The sequence below is a fragment of the Verrucomicrobiota bacterium genome (assembly GCA_027622555.1).
GTDB lineage: Bacteria > Verrucomicrobiota > Verrucomicrobiia > Opitutales > UBA2995 > UBA2995.
The window spans coordinates 1-23511 of record JAQBYJ010000021.1 but is presented as its reverse complement, the minus strand read 5'-3'; the positions used below and the strand labels follow the sequence as shown (position 1 = coordinate 23511).

Here is a 23511-nt window from a genome sequence, read left to right as displayed (position 1 = left end):
TTTAAGTGACAGTCACACCACGCTTCAATGCCCGAAAAACAAGCAGATGACCGAACAAAGCGGCTTGAACATGAAACACGGGTAACCACACGAATGGCAGATGGGTGACAAAGGTATTAGCCGGTTCATTTTGAAAATACCTAAACGGAGTTGGCATCGAAAGTACTGCCACGACAATGATATTAAGCAACAGAGCAAGTCCCAGGATATTCCAGATCAAGATCGCTTTTGGGCCCACCATTTTCTTTTTAATTTGAAAGGCCATTATCACCGCACTCAATCCTGCAAGAATATCAAAATTCTGACCTGAATAAGTCATTTGAACGGGAACAATTCCTTCCAGATACATCTGATGCAAAAAATACTCTACAGCGATGCGAAAGCTCTGAAAGCCGACCAACCAAACCAGTCCAGCTCCCTCGATCACCAATAAGCCAACTCTCGAAAACGCCAAAGTGAAAGTGAGTGTGAGCGCCATAAAAACTAACACCAAAATCATGGGCGGAAACTGACTGAAATCTTGCAGTGACCCCTTTTCCGCCATCATCGCTGTACCCATGAGCCAAAGTCCCAACAGAAAAGACAGCAACATGGCTCTGCCTGGTTTACGTTCTCCAAGAACTGCGACACCCCGTATCAAGGCAAACCGAAATAGAAAGAACACGGTTATGGTTATGAAAATAAATAATCCTAAAAGGTGAGTTGGAACTTCAGGCATGATGAAAAGTAGTTAAAGACAGTTTAATAAAATGACTACCTCATTCTTCAATGCGAATAATGTGTACCGGACAATTCTCTTCAGCTTCTTTCAAGGCTTTGCGGTCTTCTTCCCAACCTTCGCCAAATTGAAGTGTTCCGACCGTTCTAATCACGGAATGAAGCTCCGCCAAACCTTCGTCATTCATGAACCAGTAATTAGGGGCTACATCACAACAGAGATCACACCCGATACACTCAGGTTGTTTGTGGATTATGCGGAGCATGACAAATACCTATCGATTTAATAGCTCAACCAGCTACCGGGATCATCAAATAGACCTTGTCGTTTTTTCGAACTTTTTTAGGTACCCGAATCGAAAATACATCTTTGGCTTTGACGGAATCTACTTTTCCATCTTCCAGATGAATTTCGTCCACTGTACCCTCAACGACGCCGGTAGTTTCCCCAATGATGACGTATTCATCGCCGACTGCCACCTTACCACTTGAAGTAATTTCTGCTACGTTGAGTTTGTTGTAGTAATGGCTTACTCTACCAACCTGCACCTTTTGCTTGGTTGCTTTTGAACCGTAAGTCGCCGACCAACCCTGGTCACGTCCCAAGTAGTAACCTTCAGAAAGTCCACGGTTGTAGACGGATTTCAGATCGTCCAACAACACGGCAACAAACTCCGCCGAATAGGTCCCGGCATGAACTGCATCAATCGCTTTCCGATAGGAACTGATAACAGTATGTACGTATTCAGGTGAACGACCTCGTCCTTCGATCTTCAACACCTTGATACCTGATTGTAGTAGTTGATCCAAAAACTCGATGGTTGAAATGTCATTGGGCGACATCACGAAATTGTTATCGATCGTCAACTTCTTGCCCGTCTCCTTGTCGACCACATCATATTCTTTGCGGCAATTTTGAACACAAGCACCGCGATTGGCAGAGGCGTTATCGGTATGAAGGGACATGCCACAACGTCCGGATACAGCGACACAAAGCGCACCGTGAGCAAAGGCTTCTATTTCAGCCGGACGACCACTGGGTCCACGAAGATCTGCGGCAACAATCTGCTCATAGAGCTTGCGGATCATTTTCAGAGTCAGCTCACGGGCTAAAACAATACGGTCACAGAACTGAGTGTAGAATTTAAATGACTCGATATTGGAAACCGATAATTGAGTAGAAAGGTGAACTTCCAATCCCAATTCACGCGCACGCATGATACAGGCCATGTCGGAAGCGATCACCGCATCCACCTTATTTTCCGCAGCCACTTCAAGAAGCTTATAAACCAATTTGAGGTCGTGATCGTAAAGAAGGGTATTCAAAGTAAGGCAGGCTTTTACTCCACCTTCCCGGCAACGATTCATCATCTCCGGCAAATCCTCCAACCCAAAAGAGCGCCGGGCTCGTGCGCGCATATTTAATTGGGCCAAACCAAAATAAACAGCATCGGCACCGGATGCGATTCCAGCCTGTAAGGACGGAAAACAACCAGCTGGGGCCAGTAACTCGGTTTCTGGCAATGGAATTTCGGTGATCATCAATGATTAAAAAAGCGCTAGAGAAAGGGCGCAAAGCACCATCAGAGTCAAGCTGAACCAAATGAAGTGGCTCAAACCTCAATTTTCCATGTAAAATATATTTGACATAAGTTGGTTTTAAGATCGCTTGTAATGTTAATTATTTTTTACATCGCGTTAACTATACCATACTCAATAAAATGACATTCGACTTAAAAACTCTCTCATTCAAAGAAAAGGTTCTTTGGGTGAATCTCATCATAACCGTCGCCTTGTTCGGCTATTATTTCATTAAGGTAATGACGGATGACATGGACGGACAACAAGCTACCTGGCTTTATATGAAGGTCGTTTTCTGGGCCATCGTAATTGAAATTGTCCTGATCTCAGTGCTCTCAGGATTCGCCAAAAAGCAGGAAGGGGACGAACGCGACAAACTCTACGAAACACGCGGATACCGTTACGGATACTTTGTCCTGTTCACGGGACTCATTGCAGCACTTTGGCAAGTGGTGATTTCCTCTCTGGGGAAAACGATCTTCGAACACCCGGAAATAGGAGAAAAAGGCGCAGAGCTGGTGATTAAATTCAGTGAATATGCCTCGCCGTTTCTGATCATCCACATCATGCTCTTTACCTTGGTACTTGCGGAGATCACAAAATCGGCTGTGCAGTTATTCTATTACCGCAGAGGATTCTAAGGATGCCAAAGATTCACATCAAAAACAATATCCGGGCTCTTAGGTTTAAAAATGGAGAAATGACCCAGCAACAATTGGCCGATAAGGTGGGCGTAACGCGACAAACCATTTTTGCCATAGAGCAGGCGAAATACTCACCTACCCTCGAATTGGCATTTAAAATAGCTGCGACCTTCGTTGAACCGCTCGACGCCGTATTTCAATACGAACCCGAGTAGTTTGAATCGTTCCGGTTATTCGATTTCGAAAATGCCTTCTATCTCCACGGAAATATTTCCAGGTAAGGCAGCTACACCAAACGCGCTCCTGGTACCCACACCGGCCTCCTCGCCAAATACTTCGGCAAAGAGTTCGCTGCAGCCGTTGATGACCGCGGGGTGACTATAAAAATCAGGAGCACTGTTCACCAGCCCCAACAATTTAACCACACGCTTAACCCGATTCAGAGATCCCAGTTCCGCCTGTAAGGTGGAAAGAATTGCCAAGCCTGTTTGTCGCGCCGCCGCATAAGCAAACTCCTGGTCCACCTGATCGCCAACTCTTCCCACATACATCGTCCCGTCGCTTTTGTAGGGTCCATGGCCCGAAAAGTAGGCCAAGCCATTCACGATAACCACCGACTTGTAAACTCCGCCCTTTGGCGGACGTGGTGGAAGTTCCAATCCGAGTTCTTTAATTTTTTCTTCTGCACTCATAGTGAAATATGTTTAATGTTCTTAGTTACTTGGCCAGTTCCGATTTATCAGCTGCTTCAATTGATTTATAGTAGTAGCATGAGCTATGGATCCTGCCAGATTTTTCATTTCCTTCGGGTCTTCGAACTGATCATACAGTTCGATACCTTTGTCACCTGAGGTCCCCCACTCCACGTAACGCCACCGATCGGTCCTAACACTATAGCCGGGGACGTCTACAAATAAGGTCTGAATAAAAGCAGGACGATCCCAGCTGGCATTCGGATTTTCCAACAATGGTTTTAGACTAATGCCTTCAAGCTCAACCGGAGGAACAAGCCCTGCAAGATCGGCAATCGTCGGATAAATATCTACAAACTCCACGATAGCTGGAGAACCATTTTCCGCGGGCTCTATTCCGGGAACTCGAAATATCAATGGAGCGCGAGCCGATTCCTCATATAGACTGTTTTTTCGCCAGAGGCCATGTTCTCCAAGATGATAACCATGATCTCCCCACAACACGACGATAGTATTGTCGCGTAATCCGAGTCGATCCACTGCAGTCAGCAAACGCCCAACTTGTGTATCAACGAAAGATATACAGGCATCATAAGCCAAAATACAATCACGTGCTTCATCTTCAGTAGTTCCGAAATTAGGCCAATCAGCAGTGGAGCTTAAAGCACCAGGTGGCACCGTATCACGATACCCAGGTGGCAAGTAAGGCACCTCTGTTGTTGCCAGGTCGTATAGCTCGAAGTATTTCTTGGGCGCAATATAAGGAGTGTGTGGTCTATAAAGTCCGGCAGCGATAAAAAAGGGTTCCCCTTTGCGCTCTTCCAACATCCGAATTGTCTCATCAACCACCTTTCCATCCGTCTGCTCCGAGTCTTCGCCATCCGCCTTAAGAAAACCCATCGTATCGGTAATAGCCAATTTATTGGTATAAATGGTCATCAGGTCTTTCTCATCTACGTCGCGGCCTTTCGGATTCACCACTTCATGCCACGATGCCGGATCATCCGCACCACTCGTTCCGATATCCAAGGGCACCCGTTGATGAAATATTTTTCCAACCCGGGCGGTGTGGTAACCATTGCTTTTAAACAGTTGTGGCAAAGTCACGGCATCAGGGGCCAACTCACGAAACGACATGCTATTATTGATCATGCCTGTCGTCTGCGGTCGCAGACCGGTCAACACGGATGTTCGACTGGGCCCACAGGAAGGATACTGACAGTACGCCCGATCGAAGCGTACTCCCTCTTGCGCCAGCTTATCAATTTGAGGTGAAGAAACGTGATCGAAACCGTAACACCCCAATCGTGTGTTCAAGTCATCGATGGCTATAAAAAGCACATTCAGGTTTTCAGGAACTACGCCCTTCGCAAACGGAACGAAGGTCGTTAACAGGAGAATCAATGCCGATTTAATTATTCTGGTCATCTCGACTTATTGTTTAGATTGAGAGTAGAGTTTCACGCCCTTCTCATCGTGAAAATCAAAAGTAAGCGTTGCCCTTTTGTTTCCAGATCCTGGTGAAACCTTAACCAAAAGAAATCCTCCAGAATTTGGATTCTGTGTATAAACCTGATTGATCAGACCTTTCGGGTCAGTGGAATTTTCATCGCCCGGATTCACACCCAAACGCGAATTGGTATCGGTCAAAGCACCGCTGGCAAACTCCTGTATTCCTTCCGGAGAAATGGAATGATACTGCCAATGCCTGTCTCCACAGATGATATAAAAATTGCTGGAACCGACACCTGAATTTCCCAGCCATTCAAAAAACTCATCCCGCTCGTGCTGAAATCCTCCGATATCTGCATGATTGTCCGTCTTGTGCAAAGAATCCGGACCGATCATGGGTGTAGGTGATACCATGAGTTTGAAAGTAGCATCACTTTCCAAAAGCGTTTTCTTGAGCCATGCCTTTTGCTCCGCGCCCCAAATCGTTTTCCCTGGCCCATCTTCCATCGCATTTGGGCTTCGATACATGCGGTTTTCAACAAACCAGATTTGCAGCTCTTTACTCACCCGGTGCGTACGATACGTTTTAATGTCTGTGGCTTCCATGGGAGCAATGGGAAGTTGCTCGAGAAATATGCGCCGCGCTTCGGCAGGCGATGGCCTATAGTCACCGGAGTTGTCACCATCATCTATTCGGTAATCGTGGTCGTCCACTTCCCAATAAGTTGGGACTTTGGCAAACAGACTATGGTACCGAGGCTGAACAAATTGTTCGTGCCACTTCTGCCTCATTTCTGTGAGCGTTTCAGCACGAGGTTCTTTGGGAGTATCATAGTAAACATTGTCGCCCGTCCCTACAAAAAAATCTGGTTTCATTTTCAAAATGGTTTCCAGGGCAGGATATCCCAGATGTTTATCAGCACCCTCGTAAGGTGCAGCCAACTCCGTTGCGTTAAGTAATAAATGGATGTCCCGATCGATACGATTGTCTCCGTGAAATTTCGCATAATTCATACCTGTCACGACCACGAACCGGACAGCTTCTGATCTCTCCTTACCAGGTAGTGTTTTGAAAGACGCCACAGGGCCAGTAATCAGATGATCTTCGTCCACTCCGAGTCGCGTATGAATTTCATATTGAGTCCCTGGTGAAAGTTTTTCAAAAAAAACACGGGCAATAAAATCCCGGTAGGCAGACGCTTTAGCGGTCGCTCGATTTATTTCAGAACCATCGGTCGCATTTAAAAGAATAAATTCAACAACTCCTGCGGTTCCTTCAAGATCTCCATCAAGCAAGTTTTCACCAACAGTCAGACGCACTTGAACCAGGGCACTACTATCCGTCACTTCCCCTACAAGGATTCCCTGACCAGCCTTCGGATCGATCCTAGGAACACATCCTTGAAAGATCGGAACCGTGCAACAAATGATCAAAGCTAAAATGGAGAACGAGTGGAATCTCATGCTCTGACACTTCCCTCCACTAGAATTTTGGCAAGAAAATGTGAAACTCCAGGATAGAAGAACTGGAATTCCTAACTGGAAGCCTTTGGGGAAGTTATCGGAGTTTTGTTTCTAAAATGAATGATCATACCTGCTCCGAAAGCGAAAACAACCTCAGCAATACAGAACCAGAGAAGCTTCTTGGCGGTTCCATCATCAAATCCGTAACTGTGTAATCCAACCTGCAAAAGGTTCACACCAAACCAGGCCACGGCGACCGTGATGGGGGTCAAAGCCATAGCAACTGAAAAGCTAAGCTCTTTCAAATGACCTGATAATCGACCATGGACCAGAACTAACAACCACATCACAATAAGCAAGGCACCATTTTCCTTAGGATCCCAGCCCCAGAAACGCCCCCAGGATTGGTCACCCCAAATTCCACCTAAAATGGTCCCAAAGGTAGTGAAGAAGACCGCAACTAAACCAACCCCATAAGAAACTTTAAAAATGTCTGTATGCAGCTTCTGATCAGTCGGATCTTTAATACGTATTACCAGATAAACATGCGCGACAAGTCCTGCCAGTAAAGAGATAGCATAACCAATGGTTATGGTTTGAACGTGCGTAAGAAGCCAGAACCGCGAGTCTAATACAGCAACCAACATTACCGCGGTATCTCCATCCAATGCGTATCGCGATGCAATATAGTTTAAGACAATTCCAGCAATAGAACCAACGATCAACCCAATCGTGTCCTTCCTGATAAATTCGATGACGCAGGCAAAGAGTACCAATATCGCTGATACAAAAATAATAGATTCGTAAAGCGTAGATACCGGGGGTCTTTCCAGAATATAAACGCGCAAAAGAATTGCGGAAATTTGCAGAAACAAGCCTAAAACAAGACTGGCAAAGGCTATTCGTTGCACGAGCGTACTGTTGAGCATGTAGCCCAAAAGCAGAATCAGAAACGCAAAAGAATAAAGAACCGTGCTAAATAGGAACAGGCGTGATTTATTGTAAAACAGTTCCGCTTTATAATGCACCGGCACATTGAGCGAACTATTGGCAAGCGCTACTTGTGCAGATACATCTGCAAAGGCATCGACTGAAAATGCACCGACAATAGCTTCAAGTTCTTTTATCCGGGCAATCTCCCATTCAGAAAAATTTCGCCCATCCATAATTCCCCAGGGAGAAAACCAATCGCCCTCCTTCTGGTTTTGCAATGGCTTGATCATGCGGATTAAGTCTGAGCCCTGGTCAACCATCTTAACTTGAAGTTGTTGCACCAAATCAACCATCGCGCTTTCTTTTTCTGAAATCGCATCGCCTTCAGTACGCCCCTGCAAACTTTGGAGCTCCTTAGCCAATAATACACGCGACTGCATAAACTCCCGATAGGTGTAAGCTTTTCGTGCCTCCAATCCAATGGCTTTGGCCAACTCCTCATTTTCAATTCTGATATCTGCAAGCAAGCCAGTCAGAGTGCGACTGAGAGCATGGTATTTAGAAACCTTGCTGTACAAGGTCAACAATTGTGTCTCTGCCCGTAAACGCTCCTCGGGCTTCTTTTCAATAAGAAGTTTCAAGGAATCCAACCGCTCACCAATGCCGTTTCTCAACTCGTTAAAGGAATACAGGTAGTCCGGATCCAATCCGATTCCCAGAGCCAGAATCGCTTCCTTTTCAACTACTTTGAAAACCTTCCGCTCAAAGGCCTTTTCAGGAACAATCAAGAGCTCCAGCAACCAATCTGTGGCGCTTTGCCGATTGATCGATGAACTTCCGCGGAAAAGCAACAATTGAGACCTTGCAAAGGTATCAAATGGTTTTAGCCGGCCTTGATCTTGGACCACCAGTGATTCAAAGGCACCGGCGCGAACAGGAGACTCGTAAATCTCAGCGCTTATGAAAATGCTCGATACTAGAAAAATGAGACTTCCAATAAACTGCTTCATGCTGGGGTGACCTCCACTTTCCGTTTTGATCTCACTATTAATTTCGGCACTTGAATAAGCAAATGCAGGAATAATCCGGCAGCCATTATACAACTGGAAATATAAGGGAAATTTCTTCCTGCATTTTGCACGACCGCCAGCACCGTCGTCTCATCGGCAACACCTTCGATAAAGGATGCCTGGTAGAATGTGTAGTTTAGAGTTCTCAATGGCTCATTCATCGAGATAAGCACCTCACGTTTGAAGCCATCGGTAATCACATTTACCAACGAGCTGTAATGGGATGCCATTTGGGTTCCGGGATGAACCTTTTTTTTAAAATCCAAAAGTTCGATGGAAAATGGAAGTTGGTAGCGTTTATTTCTCAATTCGATCACATACTCTTTTCCATCAACTCGAACCGTCTGTGGAATTTCCATAAATTGAAAAACCATATAAGTGCCGTCGCTCCCCTCACCCAAACCTTCAATCTTGAGAACCATGCCCGCCATATTTTGAGCAAACTCGTTTTCCAATTTTTTAGGAACAAACTGAAATCGTTGGGCAAACCCAAACACGCCATTGGTCACTTCTGGTTCACGACGAATGATGTCGATGTTTCGATGAAAGGTTTCCACAGAAATGGTGAACGGAAGATCGGGATCTGAGATAACTGCACCTTCCTTAATATACTCATGATTGAATACCGTGACGGCATCGTAGTCAGCGTGTGATTTATCAATTACAGCAAATTCCAGCTGATGATAATCCTGGTAGTAATTACCAGTCTTCCCTTCAGGAATCGGCATACTACCTTCGTTGGAGAAATAGGCCGTAAAAAACCCACCCAGCAACAGGAGCAACATGCCGCTGTGAGTAACAAGAGTACCTATGCGGTTAAACCGAATCGGACTGTTGAAGATGAGTTTACAAGCGAGATTTACAAAAACGATCGACATCGCCAATCGACCTCCCGGAAAAATACCCCACACAAACCAGGAGGAAAAGTATTTCTGCTGCGCCATGAAAAGGCCGTTGTATTTCTGGTCAATTGTCCCGTAAACCAACAGTATGATTAACCAAATTGCGGTGAAGAAAAATACATCCGGCTTGGAAAGAAAGTGGAGGACCTTCAGAATCGGAGATTTGGGCTTAGATTCGCTCATCGTCTTGCTCGAACTAAACGTCATTGAAAACGATTGAATTGCAGAACGCTTCAAATGAGTTCTGAGCCTCCAACACTCCTGCTTTTGTTGCGGAAAGTTTGGCAAATAAAGTAAATCCGGGCCGCTCAAAGATTCCTGCAATGATAGCGCTACCGGAGTTGTCGTCGTTGATCAGTGTGATGTGTAAATACTCCATCCCCTGTCCTGTTGTGTGCATGTGCGCGTTCTTACCTATTTCTTCAGGAGCGGCGTCACCAAGACCGATTTGTCCCCGCCAGCGATTGATATTAGCCATGATCCCTCCGGCGCCCCCACCAAGTTGCACGAGTGAAAAGTCCCCAACTCCTCCATCAGAGAGTGGAACATTGAAACTGGCCAAGCGCATAGAGGACGTTGTTCCCTCTTCCCAGCCAGCGGGAACAACCCAGGTTAAAGGTAACCCTGTGTTTGGGACCGTTCCTGGATTGGAAGCAGAAGGAAGCTCGACGGCTACTGGTGTCTTGAGTACCTGGTATTTTTGAACGGATGGCTCATCCGAGCAAGACCACAATAAAAGTGATGCCAAAGCGACGGAGACAGAAGAAAGGAAATTTGAAAGATTCATTTTGAAAATGCTATGGGGACCCGGCACAGGGGTTAAGGTTATCAAATTAGCATGCTAATAACGTTACGACCCATTGTGAAGTCAACGAAGGAAATGCAATTTTCGTCCAGAATAGTTAGACACAGCGCTAAACTGGAAGGGAAAGAGCTCCCTCGATGCTTTACTCATCAGAAATCTTTTAAAGATTATTTTTTTCCTAGGCAAAAGCGGAACCATTGTGCACAACCTATTCTCCAACATGAACCTGAGATTCCCCTGCTTCTTTTTACTGATACTTGTCTACGCAAATGCCGCTTTCGGAATCGAACTGTTTTTGAAAAACGGTGACCGATTACTGGGCGAACTAATCATGGAGTCAGATGACCACTTGACGATCAGGCACCCGATTCTCGGAGACCTGGAGATTGCGAAATCCGCCCTGGCAGAACTACCCCTGGAAGAAACTGTACCTCCTCGGTCAAACCCGAGGAATAAACGAACTTTTGCGCAAATCTCTCCAGGCGAAAACCCTACTGGAGAAGAAGTGGATGGGACTGGCGAAGGTTATTCAATGGCAACCATAATCCCTGAATACATCGGATATACCCCAATGAAACTAATCCAAAGCTTAAAGAAAATGAACGCGGAGCTTGGGTTATCATTTACAGATAAGTCCAGTAGACGTGACCAAACAGACCTGAGGTTCTTTTACAATAGTAAGTGGGAGGAAGGGAAGAACGAATACCGTTTCGATACGGACTATCGTTATAGTGAATCAGATAAGGATGTTAGCGAAGACCGCTATTCAGGTGATTTTCGATTCAGGCGTCAGCAACAGCGCAATATGTTTATCCAGGCATCCACCCTATACAAAAGAGACCCTATTCGGGAAATAAATCACCAACTCGAGCAAGGAGCAGGGATCGGCTGGAAAAATAAAGTATCGCCAGCTTTTCAATATTCGATGGGGGGAGAAGTCAGATTCCGTTGGGAAGATCTCAGCTCAGGTAATAAAGCGATCGGTGGAACCAACCTCGTAACCAGTGTATTTGAGGATTCTATATTGGCACTCAGCGAAGCCTACCATCTCATTCAGGAAGCAGAAACCTATTTGAACCCGGAAAACTCCGAGGACTGGGGTTATAGCCTAGACCTGAATTTGGATGGAAAAATAACCAAAGGCTTAAGCTTTCGGTTGGGTTATGAATACAGTTTTGAAAATCTTATACCTCAAAACGTACCTCAAGAGGAAACGCTCTTTAGTAGCTCATTGCTGTATACCTTCTGATTTTATCGTGCCTCAGTAGCCAAAAGCGTTTCCAGGTCTATGGTTTTGGCATCTTTCCAAAGCTCATCGAGTTTGTAGAATTCTCTTTGCTCATCTACGAACAGGTGAACCATTACATCAAAGGCATCAACCACCGCCCATCCGCTTCCTGGGCCAGATTCGCTTCCAATCGTCCTGACCTTCAAATCCTTAAATTCGCGGGATACAGTACTCAATAAAGCCCTCAGATGAGTTTCCGAATTTCCGGATGCTAAAATAAAGAAGTCTGTTATTGAGGATATTTCGCCCACATAAAGCACTTTCAAGTCCTTGGCCTTCCGGTCGTCCAAAGCACGGACGACTGATTTTAAAACTTTATCCAACGATTGAGGAAGTTTCTCTAAATCCATAAAAATGGTTACTCTTTATATAAGTTATTCTCCACGATAATAGCGTTCACGTTTGAAGGCAATAGATCACTAACCGGCCTTCCTGCGGCAATTCGCTCACGAATCTCAGTGGAGGCGACATCGAGTAAACGAGACCTCACCTCTGAAAATTGCAACCCTGAGATGGCAGAAATCTTATTCGTGTCAATCTCGTATCCTGGTCGAGACACAACAATAAATTGCACAAGCTGGCCAAGTTCTTGGATGTCTTTCCATTTGGCCAACTGAGCACCCTGATCTCCTCCGATGATCCAATGGAAATCAATATCGGGGAATTTAGCCTTAAAATGACGCACTGAATCAATCGTGTAACTTACCCCACCCCTCTCAATTTCGCTTCGATCGATTTTGATAAATGGATAAGATTCCAAGGCCGCTTCCAGTAGCATTAATCGTCCCTTGGCATCCAGGACCGCCGGATGGCCCTTCAATGGAGATTGTGCAGTCGGAACAAACCAGACCTCATCCATGGCAAACATCCGGTAGACATCTTCAGCTAAGGACAAATGCCCCAAGTGCACGGGGTCAAAGGCTCCGCCAAGAATGGCTACAGATTTTTTCGGTGATTTCATTAAGATGTCATTATACTGAATATGAAACGAATTACGACTTTCCTCACAAAGAAAAGGAAATTCAAAACTGTTTTCGAAATGCAACCTGTAAAGATAAAGGTCATGCCACCTCAGCTGTCCACCGAAGACTTGACCTATTAAATCAATTCAATTGCACTTCGCCCTTCATGAATTCGGATACACCGGCAGCAGAGACAGTTACTGAAAAACGACCCCACGTCATCCGTCGTCTATATCAATGGACCATAAGTTGGGCTGACCGGCCTGGTGGCAAATGGGCATTATTTTTTATCGCGTTGGCCGAATCATCTTTTTTCCCCATCCCCCCCGACGTTCTTCTTCTCGCGCTCTGTGTTGGAGCTCCGACCAAAGCATTTCGATTCGCCCTCATATGCACAGCTGGATCCATCGTAGGCGGAGTAATAGGATACGGCATCGGTTACTGGGGTTATGAATTAATTGGCGAACCGCTGGTACACGCCTACCACGGCGAAGCAGTTATGGCCAAGGTCAAGGAATGGTATGACGAATACGGATTCTGGGGCAACCTGGCGGCCGCTATTACTCCGATTCCCTACAAAGTATTCACCATTGCTTCCGGTTCTTTCGAATTTTCTTTCGGCAGCTTTCTTTTGTCCTCTGTCATAGGCAGATCTTTCCGCTTTTTTGTGGTCGCCGGATTACTTTATTATTTCGGACCCAAGGTAAAAATAATTATCGAAAAATACTTCGATTTTCTGGCTATCGTATTCGTAGTTCTGTTAATAGGAGGTTTTGTCCTCATCAAATTCCTAAAATAACTGCTACTCAATCTACGTAGGTTTCACAGTTTAAAAGAATTTATAGGAAGCCACCGGATTCACAATCAAGGAAAGTTTGCATAGAAGAATCAAGGCTTGCACTGAGTAAGCTGCTTACTAACTTCCCTTTCTTCTAATGGGCCCAGGTGGCGAAATCGGTAGACGCTGTGGACTTAAAATCCATTGCCTGTGAGGGCGTGCGGGTTCAAGTCCCGCCCTGGGCACCATTGCTAAAACATAAGTCAATTTTCAACAAGGACTTATGGAGTTTTTAGGATTCGGTTTTTAGAAGTTCTACAGATTGTTCTACAAGCTGTTCTACAAAACCTCACCCTTCCACCTTTCCATAGATAGCTTGGAGGATCTCAACCTTTTTAGATAACTTTGAAAAAATGAAGGAAATTGCCTGCAAATTGAGCGTTGGATTTCCATTTGTCCGTGTCGATGTCTACAATATTGACGGTAAAATAATTTTTGGCGAATTAACCTTTTACCCGGACAACGGAAGTTTAAATTTTACTCCATTCGAATGGAACACATTTTTTGGCGATCGTTTGGTATTACCATTAAATAAAAAGTGACCTTCGCCACGCTTACCTGCGTAATCAGGATGAATTTACTTCAAATACGCTGACCTCTTTTTTTGAAATCGTTGTCCGATTAGGATCGGATAAACAATCCAACGAGAAGAACTCAAACGTTTTGCAAAGGCAAAAGGGTTACCGATCCGTCCGGTCCATACCAGCAATGCAGGCTGAAGTGCCCGGCGGAGAACTTGACAATTGACTAGTGACCCATCGGTTTCCCATAGTGACCCCATCGGTTACCCAGGAATGATTTTCACCAGATCAAGCATGCACAAGGATCCATATTGTGCCTTGGTAAATCCTGAATCGAAAAATATAAAACCGCCAGGTCCGGCACCTTTTCGCCTCCCACCTTTTTGCCGCCCTTCAGGATCAGCTGTCCAGGGGTTAATCCGCTTTGGCGGACTCCTTGTAACGGACGCGGACGGTGAGTCGGTTTCCGTTCTGGAGTTTCTCCACTTCAAACTGATCGATGGCTGCGAATAAATCGCTGAGCTTGGAAAAGCCATAAGTGCGGTGGTCGAAAGGTCCCTGGTTTGAGATATGCGCCCCAACCGGACCCAGTGGAGCCCAGCCATCTTCATCTCCCGTGGCCTGTACCGCATTGCGCAGGGTGTGCATCAGCTTGGTGTTGGCTTTAAACGGTTTGGCGGAGGCCTTCTTTTTATTCTGAGTGCTCGGGCTCTTTTCGACCTCCTCCAGATAGAGAAATTTCGTGCAGCCATTGATAAAGGGTTCGGGTGTTTTCTGCCCGCCAAAACCGATCACTTGTTTTCCGTCGGTCCGCAATCGTAACACCAGGGGCGTGAAGTCGCAGTCCGAAGAAACCAGGCAAAACGTATCCACCGCTTTGGTATAGAGAATATCCATGGCTTCGATCACCAGGCCCATGTCACTGGCATTCTTACCCTTGATAAGGTCGAAATGCTGACTCGGTTGAATCGCGTGGTCATGAAGCACTTTTTCCCAGCCCGACAACCCCTGTTTCTTCCAATTGCCATAGGCACGGCGGATGTTCACCTTACCATGGCTGGCCAGCTCGCTGAGTATGAACTCGATTTTCCCGGCGGGTGCGTTGTCTGCGTCGATGAGCAACGCGATACTTTCATTGGGTGTTTGCTCCATAAATTTCTTAACGTTCTATCCCATCCTAGGCGAAAGCGGATGAAAGCCAAGGTTCTCTTTCAAGCCGCTCAAATTTCAAACGGAGATTGCCTCGCCTGGTAAACCTAAACAGGCAACAGACTGGATCTTCTGTGAGAAGAGCTTCGACCCGCTAGTCATATATCCAACGCCTGTTTTTCGCGGATGCGTTGGGCGACGAGGCGTACATTGTACAGGTTGCTTCTGAAAGCGACGTCAAATATGTCCCCCACCACTGGGATCGCGCCGATCAGCCAGTCGATTCCGACGTTGGCCAGCATCTTGAGAATAGTCCAGGCACCGACCTTGGTTCTATAGGCTTCATAGAGCAAATAAAGTTGGGGTAACAGAGTCAGGGTATCTCCGACAACGGGAATCAAGCCGATGATCCCGTCCCATCCAAACCGTATGCTGGTTCCGGGAATGACAAATTTTGAATCAAGGAAATCGGCCAGCTTATTTATTCTGGCAAGTCGCGCCGAGTATTCATCCTCGTAGGGTTGAAGAATAGGGCAAGGGTCGTCTTCCTGGATCATCGGCTAAAGCAGAGCAGGTTTTTCCGGTTTAGTCACCCCCTCTATGGTTCTTTGCTGGTAAATTAATTTCGTGTTTCTTTTTCACCGCCAGCCAACGTGTGTGGAAATCCAGATTCCAGACGCCGAGAATACCAACCAGATCAATGGTCAACAAATCCATCGAATTCCTGATTTCTTCCCGCAGTCGTAATTAGATTGTGAGCCAAATAAATTGATAATTGACCGCTGACCCTGTCGGCCAAGGTCAGATCCTTCAGTTCTGGAATATTGAAACTCCCGGACAATCTGATTTTGTCGAGATCCAAGGTGTGTCCCCTTTGGCTCTTCCCTACCTACGCCGTCACAGACAAAGTCTCCTATGTCGGCGCGGCGTTCCCTAAGATCAAATACCAGTCGGATTTCACGCCCTCACTTACAGTTATTGCTGATGGGCGGAACATCACCAGCTCAATACTAAGCAGCATGGATAGCGTCATTTCCCTCGATTTTAAAAACGAGTGGCCGTCAATTCTAACTAAGACCCTCATCTCCACAGCCCTAAAGGCAACGGTCGACGTCGCGATCCAGAAGGAGGCCAAGGAACAGTTCGGCGTGTGGGGCCAGCTTGCAGCCAAAGCGATCACCGCCGCTGGCCAAGCGGCTATCAACATCGCCGATACGCGCACATGGCGCAGCTTGCCAAAGGAGTTCCACTACATGCGTCTCGACACCCCCGCCGATCGGTCGCTCACGCTTGCCGCTGGCACCCAGACGCAGACGGTCAAGCTCGTGCCTGGTAGCATCAATGTGGTCTACGTAATCAGCACCAACTCCATCGCTCCGATCCTTGTCGATCAATTTGCGCTCAAACCATAACGCTCTAATTCTGCCGTGCGAGGGATCGATCAAAGCCAAATTCGTCGTCGTCTTTTGGCGACGGAGAACCTTTTCTCTTCTTCTCGGTCACACCTGTCGTCACTATGAAAATTATTCCTCTCCTCGCCGTGATGAGCTGCCTCTTGCTTGCCTTGGGCTGCGCGACTAACGTCAATACCGTCGAGCGCGCCAACCCTCAGGCTAAGCCTGACATGATCGCCGATAAACGCATCATCACTGATGCCTCCCTCGGCGGCCCGATCAGGATCGTCTCGGTCAACGAATCGATTGTCTCGGGCAACCTAAAGAAAGTCCAAGTCACACTGGAAAACGTCAAGAATAACACCCGGCGTGTCAGCTATAAGTTTGAGTGGATCGACCAAGATGGCATGGCGACAAACTCGGTCGTCCAGTCTTGGCAATCGTTGTCCTTCGCCGGTGGTGAGACACAGATGGTGTCCGCGGTCGCGATCTCGCCCAAGGCCGTCGACTTTAAATTGAAACTCGCCGAGGCCAACTAAACGGCCCCGATTGCTCCCTCCACTCACCGCTCACTTCCTTCCGTTTCCGCTTTAAACTCTATGAAAAATATCCGCTCCCTTATCGCCACGGCGGCCCTCGCGCCAGCCCTGTTCCTCGTCTCCGGTTGCGCGACGAAATACGTCGACTCCAAAGGTAAAGAAACTGTGGTGTCCCTCGACCAGATCAATATCCAAGACTGGAACCAAGCGGCTGAAACGATGGTCGCCTCGCTTCTCGCTAGTGGCGTCCTCGAGCGGTCGCCGACCCAGCCCTCGATCATGGCGATCTCGCGCATCGTCAATAACACGCAGACCCAGATCGACACCGATTCGTTGACGAAGAAAATTCGTATCGCCCTCAACCAGTCGGGCAAAGTAGTCACAACGACAACTATGGGCCTTGGCGGTGCCGCCGAAGATCCCTTAGCGAAAGACGCCGGTGAGATGGCCGCGATGCTTGCCGGTAAGAAGCAGACGACGACGCTTCCCTACTACACGCTTTCTGGAAAACTCCTCGAAGACCGAGCCCGCTCCGGCAACACACGACAAGTAACATATACGTTCCAACTCTCTCTCACAACAGTGAAAGATGGTCTGGCTATGTGGGAAGATGAGGTGCTAATCACCAAACAGGGCAAACGCCCGTCGGTAGGGTTCTGATTCGTCGCCTCCTAAACCTTCAATTCAACCGGCTCGATATCGGATCGGTTTTTTTGTGGTTTATCGGCGCGCTGGGCTTGCTACTCTTAGCCAGGCGCACGCGTAGGCGTGAGTGATCCACGTCGCCTTCTCCCGCTACCTCCCCGCGATCTGGGTCTCCCCCGCCCATTGATAGGAATTTGCTTTTTAGCGGCGCAGCCGCAGAGGTGGGGGTTGTTCAAATATGTCGACCTCTTCGTTTAGGTCAGTTCCGTTTACAACCACTTGGGCATTTCCTTGTGAGAAAAATACAGCGGCAAGAAGGAGGATTATTTTTTTCATTGATGAAAAATGTAAGGGTTAGGTTGGCTAATTTCCAACGTCTTTAATTTGGAACAGGGTAAACTTCCGGGAGAATTCCATCAAGCTGCATTTTACATACTCCTGGGTGAGCTCAATCCTTCAATCTTCCTGTGAAAGGCGTTTCAACTCCCTTTGACGGGCAATCAAATCTTTTTCAATTTCATCCATGGGGCGGTTATCGACAGGAACAAGCATAACACCCGACCTGTGTTCCACGTCTGCCTTTATTTGAATGGTCTCCAACCCAAATATTTTGGAAAGCAGGGATTGTGCTCTTACCCTTGCTGAATGTGTGGACCCCTCTCCGAAGAAATTCGCCTCGCGCCAAATCATCGAAATGATTTCTTTATGTGCATCCTTGTTTTCGAGTGAAAGCTGTTCATAGCGTTTTGAAAACTCTGCCTTGGTGAAGGGATGGTGGAAAAACTCATAGCCTTGGGATGAAGCAGAATTACCCTTGTAGCCCATCTGCCTGGCGGCTTCGGTTGCGTTGAAGGTTTGAAGGTAATGCTCGATAAACTCAAGGCACCTGAGTTTTATCGCGGAAAGCTTTTTGCTGCCCGTGGGGGAGGGGAGCTTTTTAAGTCCTGACTTAATTTTCTTTGGTGGTGGCATTGTTTTTTTTCTTTCGGGTTCAAAATTTCGTCCCATAAGTCTCACCCTAAAGGGTTGTGAGACTTATGAGACATGAGACGGGCGGATTCATAATGTGTTTTGGATCATTTTGGGACTTATGAGACTTTCCTTTATTTATGCGGTGTCGCGGGTATCTTCTATTTTGGGACTTAGTGGATCATTGGGAAAGGGCTGTCCAAGCCCCTTACATTTTCGAATTCCCCCCTTTCCATCTTCAAATTCGAAGTGCGTTCCTTCGGTTAACAGGTTTTTGTAACGGAAGAATGAGTTTTTTTTAATATTTAGCTCTTCCTCTGCTGCCGTCCGCCAATCGCCAATTGACCCCACGGGCAGCAATTCAAGAAGCTCTTCCGGTTCGTGCTCTGATGGCCGTCCCTTCTTTTTCTGTGGTGCTTCGGATTCGTTCAAATGTTGAACTAAGCAGGAAGTGATTTCCCGTCCTTTGTCATCAAATCCGAGCTGAACCACCTGTAGCTTGAACGGGAATTTACCCGCGCACTCGAAATCCTTTTGCTTCGATACCGTAGCGGTAATGATTTTGCTGGCGGTATCCTGGGACAAAGTGATCTCTGTTCCGATAGCTCCAAGAAGGGAGGAGTGCCCACGGGCTCCCCTGGACTTATCCTTCCCCGTATGGTGGACTAGGGCGGCATGGGCGGCTGTTTTTGTCTGTATGCGTTGAACCGTTGCGAGCATCTTTGTCATATCCTCAACCGCGTTCTCGTTCGCCCCTGGCATGCTTCTGCTAAGGGTATCGACCACAATCAGCTTTACGGGCTCACCGATTGCCTTAACCAAATCTTCAATAGCCTCGATCAATTTTTCCCCGTGGTCGGGGTTCAATAGATCCAACTGCGTTTCGAGTAAGTAGAAAGGGCAATCGTTGGTTAGAAGCCCCGCCTTTCGAAATGCATGAATCCTTCTTTTAAATCCTGTCACGCCTTCTAGGCAGGCATAGATTACAGCTCCCTGTTCAACTTCCCTATCACGCCAATCTCGTCCCATGGCAATACATGCTGCTAAGTTTAGGGTAAAGAATGACTTTCCCACACCCGGGGCGGCTAGAATTACCGAGATATCTCCCTTGAGTAAAAGCCCCTCTATGAGGTCATTTGATTTGGTGGAAAAATCAATTTCAGAAATATGGATAAGCTCGAAATCTTTTCTGCTATTTTCGTCCTGTTCGATTTCAGAGTATTCCTCATTTTGCGTGTCCTCAATTTCTGGAAGTTCATCAATTCGCCATTTATCGAAATGGGCATCAAAGCGTCTATAGACAACAACGCTTTGCCTTTTCCCATTGTCACGGATTGCTCCTGGTGTTCTAGCCAACTGGCATTTAGAGAACATTTGTTTATCAGATCCAAGCATCACCCCACGGCGCATTAATTGGTATACATCCCCCTCGCTTTGTCCTTCGCAATCAAACCAACCATGGAGGCTTTTCCCGCCTGATCTAATGACCATGGCTAGAGGTGCAAACTCTGCCAAGTAATTCAATACCGCCGCCTGGTCATCCATTGGTATCTTGTCAGATTCGATCACAAGGTATTTACGGGGTCCTGTGTTATCGAGACATCGCACCGATTCCTCTCCCTCTTGGGTCAACCCTGTTGGTTTACTCATTGGGTTTGGTACAATGAACTGGAATTTCGTAGGGTCGTTTTTTAAGTGCTCCGATAGCTTCTTTGTGCTGCACTTATGAGGGCTTTCGTCAAAACAAACGAGTGGATCATGGGGGAATAACCCTTTCAAAATTTCTTTGATGTCTGCCTTTTCAGATGGAAATTTTTCCATTAGCTCAATCACGCTTTTTACTTCGGACTTTTCGCAAATGTCTTTAACCAACTCAGGGTCAAATTTAGGCCACTTCTTCAGGTTACCCGGCGGGCTATCATCATAAGCCTTGGCAATTACTCTTTCAATTTCCCTGGTTTCAACCGGGCGAGTGTATGCATCTCCACATGCCGTTAATATTTCTCTCAGCTCTTCCTGGTTGAAGTGTTGCCCAAGTGCTCTAGCGCACCCCATCAAATGGTTATTGAACCCATCATCGCCAAGGGTGAATAGCTTCTGCTTAACCCAAGGCAGAAGTTTTTTTATTCCGGCTTGAAGAGCTGGTGAAAGGGTTTCCACCCATTCGGGTGGCACGTGATCAAACGGCAGTGTCATTCCGTTACCCCTCCCCTCTTGAAGCCGTGCGCTTTCCGGCATACTTCCATCAGGTTATTGGCATAAGCGATTGCCTCACGAAAGCCTGCAAGTTTTCCGTTGTGTTTGATCTGGTCTAAAGTGAAGAAACCTTCGTAATGGGTAATAAAGGAAACGATAGGATTAGTTTCATGGTCAATATACGAGCTGACTCGCGCCATCGTAAAATAATCTGGACCTTCTTCTTCTGCTCTATCTCGGTCGAAATCTCGTAACCAATCTGGAAGAGCTTTCTTTATTTCCTCAAGTGCTGTTTTCCCTGTTAGGTATCTGTGAAATAAATTCGTTGGAGAAGCTGGAATTGCTTTCCACAAGTGATAATCCGTTGCTTTCATAATTCTGAAAGCCCTTGCTCTTCTAACACTGACCACTAAAGTTTCCTATACCATCAGAATACTTTATGCCGCCCGTGTGCTGAAAAGCTCCGGGCGGTTAGTTTTTTGACGGTTGTATTTGGAATTGTTTATCAAGTGCCGCTCGGACTTGTTCCGGATCCATGAAAATTCTTCGTCCTACACGATGGTAGGGGAGATAACCACGCGCCTTCCATTCGTTGAACGTCCGAAACGAAGGGCGGCTATCTGGATCAGGGAATACTATTTCTAAGCAGGAACGGATTCCCACGAGTTGCTTGTTTAGAGTACCAATTTGCATGAACTCACACAAGAGGAAGCAATTATGCTGAGGCCAGCCTAACAGATTAACATTAGTCCAATGTTAAATCTACCGATATACGACTCAACTTGGATTCCACCTCATCCGGCGATAGTGGTGCTTTTTTCCACGCTTTCTTCCACCGAGAGTAAGTTTGCGGGAAGCTGCCGTTGTAAGGAATGCCATTGTCTTTTAAATGACTAACCATTTGTCCGGCAGTTGGCTCTTTCCCTGTTTCTTGAATAGTGCGTAACCAGTACCTGTAAGCTATTTTGCTTCCATCGGTAACTCCATGGCTATTCCCTAAGGTGAGGCCTAAAAGAAGACCCAAGCGAAGCCATTCCAATGGTTTAAAATCTTCTGCATTCCTACCTGCCTCAATTAGCGGGAAAAGATTTAGGGCAATCTCATGTGAGCGAGTCCAATTGATTTTGGGATCTTTATTCCAGGCCATTTCCAAACCTTCTAACGCGAGTTGCTTTAAATCCTTCTGGTTGGATACAAATTGCCTTATGTTATCCAATGCTTCTTGTTCGTCCTTTGTATGAACTATTGACATTATTTTGGTGTAAAACGCTGCTCTTTTCATCTGGTCCTCTTTTTTCATCCAACGGCCTTTAGTTTCGGTTTGTCTTCTGTGTGGTTTCTTACCGCTTTGGCGTTCTCCATGTCGGGCACAATCGAAAAGAAGTGTTCGGCCTCTTCCTTGGGGTGGAGATTGAGGTAATGCTTTTTGACTATGCTCTCCGAATTGCCGGCCTGTAAGGCAACGTCCCCAACTGACCTGAATAAGCCAACATGGTAAGAAATGAAGCTATGGCGGGTCTCATCGTGCTGAAGGCCATAGTGCGCCCGTGCTTGCTTCATCAAGCGGTCAAAGTTGGTCGGAATCACCGGGGCGGCATCAAAGGCAACGAGCCACTTTCTGAGGTTCGGTGAAATGTTCACCTGCCGCGATTCCTTGGTTTTGGAAACGTTGGCCGGGATTTTGATTACCCCTGTCTTGAGGTTGATCAATTCACTGCTCCGGGCGGCTAGCCGTTTCATTTCCCCATCCGGGCGAATTCCAGCAAAATAGGCCAAAGCAAAGCACTTGACCAGAACGCCACCACGCCACCGCATTAAAGCCGAAAACAGGTTTTGAACGTCTTCAGGGCTTGTTGTGGATATTTCGTCCCGCTGTTCGTCAACCTGCTTGGCCGAATAAATGCGAACCTGGCTTGCCGGATTGTTGAAAATCCACGGTCTTTGGGTCGAGAGGTCTGATTCCCCCGCCCATGCGAAAAAATGGTTCAGGCTGTTTCGATAGTTATTCCAGGTTTTCCGCTTTGCCGGTGAAACTCCATCCTTAGCCCTTAGACCGCGAAGGAAGCTTTCAACCAACTGAGGGGTTACCTGATGAACGAGGCAGTCATTCGCAAAAGTGGTGAATTGGCGTAAAACGCTCTTGGATTGAACCATGGATCTATCCCTAAGCCCGTCCCTCTCGCGCTCTCCAAGGTAGGAGACAACGGCATCAGAGAAACGGATTGTAAATTCCGGGGCACGGTGGTTTTCCAGAAAATACTCAACCGCTTGGGCTAAGCTGTAAGTTTCTCCCAGTTTATCGAAAGCCTCAATAGCTTGAAGATGCTGCTCTTCGGTGAGAGGGGACAAAAGCATTCTTTGAGCCCGCCCCTGGTTCTCCAGTTCGACATGTTTGAGAGCGACAAACCTTTCCGCGTCTTTCCGCTCCTTGAATTTTTTCCGCTGCCATTTCCCGTTCTCCTTCCACCCCTGAACCAAATAGGACGCATAGCCGCGCCCGTTCTTGATTTCGTGGTGTTCCCGAATGGTTAGCGAGATTGCCGCCGTTTTCTTGGGTGTTGTTCTCGTTCTCTTCTGTCCGTTGCTCATTCATGCATTTGAGTGCATTTTAAGGGCATAATCAAGCATCTATTGCACGAAGTGTTGCACGAAAAAACTTATTTCCTTTTATTTAAAGGGTGGCCTGCGGGCTCATAACCTGAAGGTCCTTGGTTCAAATCCGAGCCCTGCACCCATCGAGGCCTACCGGT

The 23511-nt window shown here is 46.8% G+C and carries 27 protein-coding genes and 1 tRNA gene; 9 read left to right on the top strand and 19 right to left on the bottom strand.

Features of this window, described 5'->3' with window-relative positions:
* Position 1: 1 nt before the first annotated feature.
* From O3C43_07715 to O3C43_07705, 3 genes are read right to left on the bottom strand one after another with little or no spacing between them, the layout of a single operon-like run.
* Complete coding sequence (locus tag O3C43_07715; GenBank protein MDA1066374.1) at positions 2-718, bottom strand: hypothetical protein; 717 nt, start codon at positions 716-718, stop codon at positions 2-4.
* Positions 719-758: 40 nt separating this feature from the next.
* Positions 759-983 carry a ferredoxin gene (locus tag O3C43_07710; GenBank protein MDA1066373.1) on the bottom strand — a complete coding sequence of 75 codons (225 nt, stop codon included), beginning with the start codon at positions 981-983 and terminating at the stop codon, positions 759-761.
* Positions 984-1008: 25 nt separating this feature from the next.
* A complete protein-coding gene (locus tag O3C43_07705) occupies positions 1009-2259 on the bottom strand; it encodes a U32 family peptidase (protein MDA1066372.1) in 1251 nt (416 codons plus the stop codon).
* A gap of 179 nt (positions 2260-2438) precedes the next feature.
* On the opposite strand from O3C43_07705, the gene O3C43_07700 reads away from it, so the two are divergent.
* Both O3C43_07700 and O3C43_07695 read left to right on the top strand, forming a co-directional pair.
* The gene (locus tag O3C43_07700) at positions 2439-2939 is read left to right on the top strand and encodes a hypothetical protein (protein ID MDA1066371.1); all 501 of its coding nucleotides are present in this window, start codon (positions 2439-2441) and stop codon (positions 2937-2939) included.
* A 2-nt stretch (positions 2940-2941) separates the two neighbouring features.
* Entirely contained in the window at positions 2942-3157 is a 216-nt protein-coding gene (locus tag O3C43_07695; protein MDA1066370.1) for a helix-turn-helix transcriptional regulator, read from the top strand.
* 15 nt (positions 3158-3172) lie between these two features.
* Here the strand turns inward: O3C43_07695 and O3C43_07690 are convergent, their stop codons facing one another.
* From O3C43_07690 to O3C43_07665, 6 genes are all read right to left on the bottom strand, one after another.
* A complete protein-coding gene (locus tag O3C43_07690; protein ID MDA1066369.1) occupies positions 3173-3634 on the bottom strand; it encodes a RidA family protein in 462 nt (153 codons plus the stop codon).
* 21 nt (positions 3635-3655) lie between these two features.
* Complete coding sequence (locus tag O3C43_07685) at positions 3656-5062, bottom strand: sulfatase (protein MDA1066368.1); 1407 nt, start codon at positions 5060-5062, stop codon at positions 3656-3658.
* A gap of 6 nt (positions 5063-5068) precedes the next feature.
* Positions 5069-6550 (bottom strand): alkaline phosphatase D family protein, encoded by a 1482-nt coding sequence (locus O3C43_07680; GenBank protein ID MDA1066367.1) that lies wholly within the window; start codon positions 6548-6550, stop codon positions 5069-5071.
* Between the two features lie 71 nt (positions 6551-6621).
* A complete protein-coding gene (gene ccsA / locus O3C43_07675; GenBank protein ID MDA1066366.1) occupies positions 6622-8493 on the bottom strand; it encodes a cytochrome c biogenesis protein CcsA in 1872 nt (623 codons plus the stop codon).
* Positions 8490-9638, bottom strand: a complete 1149-nt coding sequence (locus tag O3C43_07670) for a cytochrome c biogenesis protein ResB (protein ID MDA1066365.1) — start codon at positions 9636-9638, stop codon at positions 8490-8492. The genes ccsA and O3C43_07670 overlap by 4 nt, the downstream gene beginning before the upstream one ends.
* A gap of 13 nt (positions 9639-9651) precedes the next feature.
* A complete protein-coding gene (locus O3C43_07665) occupies positions 9652-10242 on the bottom strand; it encodes a hypothetical protein (GenBank protein MDA1066364.1) in 591 nt (196 codons plus the stop codon).
* Between the two features lie 238 nt (positions 10243-10480).
* Here O3C43_07665 and O3C43_07660 point away from each other — a divergent pair, with 238 nt between their 5' ends.
* Positions 10481-11509, top strand: a complete 1029-nt coding sequence (locus O3C43_07660; GenBank protein MDA1066363.1) for a DUF481 domain-containing protein — start codon at positions 10481-10483, stop codon at positions 11507-11509.
* Positions 11510-11511: 2 nt separating this feature from the next.
* Here O3C43_07660 and rsfS read toward each other — a convergent pair whose 3' ends face one another.
* Entirely contained in the window at positions 11512-11898 is a 387-nt protein-coding gene (rsfS, locus tag O3C43_07655; GenBank protein MDA1066362.1) for a ribosome silencing factor, read from the bottom strand.
* 8 nt (positions 11899-11906) lie between these two features.
* The gene (gene nadD / locus O3C43_07650; GenBank protein MDA1066361.1) at positions 11907-12509 is read right to left on the bottom strand and encodes a nicotinate-nucleotide adenylyltransferase; all 603 of its coding nucleotides are present in this window, start codon (positions 12507-12509) and stop codon (positions 11907-11909) included.
* A gap of 167 nt (positions 12510-12676) precedes the next feature.
* Between nadD and O3C43_07645 the strand changes: the two genes are divergently transcribed.
* From O3C43_07645 to O3C43_07635, 3 genes are all read left to right on the top strand, one after another.
* Positions 12677-13309, top strand: a complete 633-nt coding sequence (locus O3C43_07645; protein MDA1066360.1) for a VTT domain-containing protein — start codon at positions 12677-12679, stop codon at positions 13307-13309.
* A gap of 140 nt (positions 13310-13449) precedes the next feature.
* Positions 13450-13536 (top strand) — tRNA-Leu (locus tag O3C43_07640).
* A 135-nt stretch (positions 13537-13671) separates the two neighbouring features.
* On the top strand, positions 13672-13890 hold the full coding sequence (locus tag O3C43_07635) for an ATP-grasp fold amidoligase family protein (protein MDA1066359.1): 219 nt from the start codon (positions 13672-13674) through the stop codon (positions 13888-13890).
* A gap of 393 nt (positions 13891-14283) precedes the next feature.
* Here the strand turns inward: O3C43_07635 and O3C43_07630 are convergent, their stop codons facing one another.
* Both O3C43_07630 and O3C43_07625 read right to left on the bottom strand, forming a co-directional pair.
* On the bottom strand, positions 14284-15021 hold the full coding sequence (locus O3C43_07630) for an NYN domain-containing protein (protein ID MDA1066358.1): 738 nt from the start codon (positions 15019-15021) through the stop codon (positions 14284-14286).
* 155 nt (positions 15022-15176) lie between these two features.
* On the bottom strand, positions 15177-15575 hold the full coding sequence (locus O3C43_07625; GenBank protein MDA1066357.1) for a DUF4112 domain-containing protein: 399 nt from the start codon (positions 15573-15575) through the stop codon (positions 15177-15179).
* 267 nt (positions 15576-15842) lie between these two features.
* Here O3C43_07625 and O3C43_07620 point away from each other — a divergent pair, with 267 nt between their 5' ends.
* The 3 genes from O3C43_07620 (at position 15843) to O3C43_07610 (ending at position 17611) form a co-directional block, all read left to right on the top strand.
* Positions 15843-16430 carry a hypothetical protein gene (locus O3C43_07620; GenBank protein ID MDA1066356.1) on the top strand — a complete coding sequence of 196 codons (588 nt, stop codon included), beginning with the start codon at positions 15843-15845 and terminating at the stop codon, positions 16428-16430.
* 104 nt (positions 16431-16534) lie between these two features.
* Positions 16535-16951: a YcfL family protein gene (locus O3C43_07615; protein ID MDA1066355.1), complete on the top strand. Its 417-nt coding sequence runs from the start codon at positions 16535-16537 to the stop codon at positions 16949-16951.
* Between the two features lie 60 nt (positions 16952-17011).
* Positions 17012-17611, top strand: coding sequence for a penicillin-binding protein activator LpoB (locus O3C43_07610; protein MDA1066354.1), 600 nt, complete (start codon positions 17012-17014; stop codon positions 17609-17611).
* A 186-nt stretch (positions 17612-17797) separates the two neighbouring features.
* Here the strand turns inward: O3C43_07610 and O3C43_07605 are convergent, their stop codons facing one another.
* The 6 genes from O3C43_07605 to O3C43_07580 form a co-directional block, all read right to left on the bottom strand.
* On the bottom strand, positions 17798-17932 hold the full coding sequence (locus tag O3C43_07605; GenBank protein ID MDA1066353.1) for a hypothetical protein: 135 nt from the start codon (positions 17930-17932) through the stop codon (positions 17798-17800).
* A gap of 120 nt (positions 17933-18052) precedes the next feature.
* Positions 18053-18568, bottom strand: coding sequence for a terminase small subunit (locus O3C43_07600; protein ID MDA1066352.1), 516 nt, complete (start codon positions 18566-18568; stop codon positions 18053-18055).
* 135 nt (positions 18569-18703) lie between these two features.
* Positions 18704-20761, bottom strand: a complete 2058-nt coding sequence (locus O3C43_07595; protein MDA1066351.1) for an AAA family ATPase — start codon at positions 20759-20761, stop codon at positions 18704-18706.
* The gene (locus O3C43_07590; GenBank protein MDA1066350.1) at positions 20758-21135 is read right to left on the bottom strand and encodes a hypothetical protein; all 378 of its coding nucleotides are present in this window, start codon (positions 21133-21135) and stop codon (positions 20758-20760) included. Before O3C43_07590 ends, O3C43_07595 begins: the two co-directional genes overlap by 4 nt.
* 371 nt (positions 21136-21506) lie before the next feature.
* Positions 21507-22013: a hypothetical protein gene (locus O3C43_07585; GenBank protein MDA1066349.1), complete on the bottom strand. Its 507-nt coding sequence runs from the start codon at positions 22011-22013 to the stop codon at positions 21507-21509.
* A 44-nt stretch (positions 22014-22057) separates the two neighbouring features.
* Positions 22058-23350, bottom strand: coding sequence for a hypothetical protein (locus O3C43_07580; protein MDA1066348.1), 1293 nt, complete (start codon positions 23348-23350; stop codon positions 22058-22060).
* Between the last annotated feature and the right edge of the window lie 161 nt (positions 23351-23511).